The sequence below is a fragment of the Cobetia sp. genome (genome assembly GCF_983723665.1).
Genome location: NZ_CFDJES010000008.1, coordinates 38,729 through 41,684, shown reverse-complemented (window position 1 = coordinate 41,684; position 2,956 = coordinate 38,729). Strand labels below are relative to the sequence as shown.

The 2,956-nt window shown below is 65.1% G+C and carries 4 protein-coding genes; all 4 read right to left on the bottom strand.

Features of this window, described 5'->3' with window-relative positions; translation table 11 throughout:
- Positions 1-649: tryptophan--tRNA ligase (gene trpS, locus AC4FAH_RS02020; protein ID WP_490245595.1), on the bottom strand; the 649-nt coding region annotated here is incomplete at its 3' end.
- A 186-nt stretch (positions 650-835) separates the two neighbouring features.
- Positions 836-1,957 carry an alanine dehydrogenase gene (gene ald / locus AC4FAH_RS02015; RefSeq protein ID WP_490245594.1) on the bottom strand — a complete coding sequence of 374 codons (1,122 nt, stop codon included), beginning with the start codon at positions 1,955-1,957 and terminating at the stop codon, positions 836-838.
- Positions 1,958-2,100: 143 nt separating this feature from the next.
- On the bottom strand, positions 2,101-2,607 hold the full coding sequence (locus AC4FAH_RS02010; protein WP_216060563.1) for an acyl-CoA thioesterase: 507 nt from the start codon (positions 2,605-2,607) through the stop codon (positions 2,101-2,103).
- Positions 2,604-2,956: putative signal transducing protein (locus tag AC4FAH_RS02005; RefSeq protein ID WP_490245593.1), on the bottom strand; the 353-nt coding region annotated here is incomplete at its 5' end. The genes AC4FAH_RS02005 and AC4FAH_RS02010, both read right to left, overlap by 4 nt.

Genomic DNA, 2,956 nt, shown 5'->3' with positions numbered 1-2,956 from the left:
CGAACAGCGGGATGGTGTTGTTGTAGCTCTTGGACATCTTGCGACCGTCGAGGCCCAGCAGCAGCTGGGATTTCTCGTCGGTCACCGCCTCGGGCATGGTGAAGTAGTTGCCCTTGAAGAGGTGGTTGAAGCGCCCGGCCATGTCGCGCGCCATCTCGATATGCTGGATCTGGTCACGCCCCACCGGCACCTTGTGCGCATTGAACATCAGGATGTCCGCCGCCATCAGCACCGGATAGCTGAACAGGCCCATGCTGATGCCGCGATCGAGATCCTCGATGCCGCTCTCTTCATTCTCGGCCACGGCGCCCTTGTAGGCATGCGCACGGTTCATCAAGCCCTTGGCGCACACGCAGTTGAGCAGCCACATCAGCTCCGGGATCTCCGGCACGTCCGACTGGCGATAGAAGATGGCGTTGTCGGTGTCCAGACCCAGAGCCAGCCAGGTGGCGGCGATCTCACGACGCGACTCCTGCACGCGCTTCGGGTCCTGACACTTGATCAGGGCGTGGAAGTCGGCGAGGAAGTAGAAGGACTGGACCGTCGGGTCCTGACTGGCTTCGATGGCAGGCTTGATGGCGCCGACATAGTTGCCGAGATGAGGGGTGCCGGTGGTCGTGATGCCGGTAAGAACGCGGGTCTTGGTCATGGATGCACTTCTTGGGCGTCTGGGTCGGGAGGTCGTGCCGCGGGGCTGCACTCGCTCACAATGGATCACGACAGGTCGCGGCAGCGCCCGCTCGAAGTCCTCGAACGCAGCCACCATGACCTGTCGCTATATGTCCCACATCTTACCCTGAGGCGTGCAGCCTTCGTAAGGGCCGGCGCGCCCGGCTCACTCCTTCGCCAGTGCCTCGGCGAGCGCAGTGACCGACATGTCGAAGGCCTCGCCGACTTCCGGCAGGATCAATTGCCCCGCGTGCACATTGAGGCCCGCGGCAAAGTGGCTGTCCCGGCTCAGCACCTCGCGATAGCCGCCATTGGCGAGGCGCACGATATACGGCAGCGTCGCGCTGGTCAGCGCCTGGGTCGAGGTACGTGCCACCGCGCCGGGCATGTTGGCCACGCAGTAATGCACGATGCCATCCACCACGTAGGTCGGCTCGGCGTGGGTGGTCGCCTGACTGGTCTCGAAGCAGCCGCCCTGATCGATGGCGACATCCACCAGCACGGCGCCCGGCGTCATCTTGCGCAGATGCTCGCGGCGAATCAGCTTGGGGGCCGCCGCGCCGGGCACCAGCACGGCACCGATGATCAACGCCGATTGCCGCACCGCTTCCTCCAATGCCTCGGAGGTCGAATAGACGGTACGAATCTGGCCCTGATAGCGATGATCCAGGGTCTCGAGGCGCGCCAGTGAGGTATCGAGAATCACCACCTCGGCGCCCAGCCCCAGCGCCATGCGCGCCGCGTTCTCCCCCACCACGCCACCGCCGATCACCGTGACCCGTGCCGGCGACACGCCGGGCACGCCGGGCAACAGCACGCCCATGCCGCCCTGCGCCTTCTCCAGTGCGTGCGCGCCGGCCTGGATCGCCATGCGGCCGGCGACGCGACTCATGGGCGCCAGCAGCGGCAGGCCCCCGTCGGCATCCGTGATGGTCTCGTAGGCGATGGCCGTCACGCCGCTCTCCAGCAGGCTCTCGGTCAGCTCACGAGCGGCCGCCAGATGCAGATAGGTGAACAGGGTCTGGCCGCTAGTGAGCCGCGCGACCTCGGCCGGCTGCGGTTCCTTGACCTTGAGAATCAGCTCGGCGTCGCGAAAGACCCGCTCGACGTCCGACTCGAGACGCGCGCCCACGCCCTGATATTCGGCATCGGGGTAGCCACTGCCCTCCCCGGCGCCAGACTCGACGATCACCTCATGGCCCTGGGCGATCAGCTCACGCACACCGGCAGGCGTGAGGGCGACGCGATACTCGTGGTTCTTGATTTCCTTCGGCACGGCAATCTGCATGGTGAACTCCTTGCACTGCTGGCGGAATGCACTGACGTCATCACGACGCCTGCTACAAGCACAGCAGACTCGTCAGCGTCTCGCCAATCAGATACCAGCAAGATTCACCAAAACACGCCAATGATGCAGTGGAATGCGAGGAATCATCGCTGACTGGCAGTTTCCTCACTCACCAGCGCCGCCGAATAGCATTCACGATAGGCGCCGGGCATGCGTCGGGCCCGTCCACTCGAGAGCTCGATGCAGACAAAGCGCGTGCGCGCCTCCAGCAGCGTCTGGCCATCCGAGCACCGGCGCAGCTGGAAGCGACGCGTCAGACTCAGGCGTCCATCGCAATCCACCAGCCAGGTCGCCAGCATCAGCGAATCGCCAAGTCGCGCACTGGCCAGATAGTCGATCTCGTGACGGTGCACCGCCATGCCGCGGTCCTGCTCACGGTAGTGCGCCAGGCCAAGCCCCAACGCTTCGGAGTGTGCCCAGCTGATGTCCTCCAGCCAGCGCACATACTCGGCATTGTTGACGTGACCATAACCATCCAGCGCCTTCTTCTTCACGCTGATCGGCAACAGGAACGGGCGTGGCAGTGCCCAGCCGGGGGAATCTTGCGTCAACGGCGGCGCGTCGCTCGCCTTCGGGGTGCCTTTGCTCATGCCACGAACTCCGGGTCCTCATCGCGCGGACGCGCCTGTGGTGCGGCCTGCTGCGGCGCGCTTGCCCCACACGCCCAGCACTCACTGAAGCTGCCCTCGAGATGTTCGCCACAGGCACACTGCCAGTCCGGCAGGGCCGGCGCGGCCTCGATGCTCGCCAGCAGGCGGCGGGCACGTGGAAGGTCATGCTCTGCCACCCACAGCTGGGGCTCGCAGTCGAGCACGGGCAACTCGCCCGCGGCAGAACCGAGCAGGCGATTGCGCAGCTCACAGGGGATGCCCTCGCTTTCCAGCAGGTTGCGCCAGTGATCGAGCAGCACGAGATTGTGATGAGATGTCAGTCGTCTAT

Bases quoted from the DNA above. Each gene is read 5' to 3' on its own strand.
- ald (WP_490245594.1), bottom strand. From the start codon at position 1,957: ATGCAGATTGCCGTGCCGAAGGAAATCAAGAACCACGAGTATCGCGTC.
- AC4FAH_RS02010 (WP_216060563.1), bottom strand. From the start codon at position 2,607: ATGAGCAAAGGCACCCCGAAGGCGAGCGACGCGCCGCCGTTGACGCAA.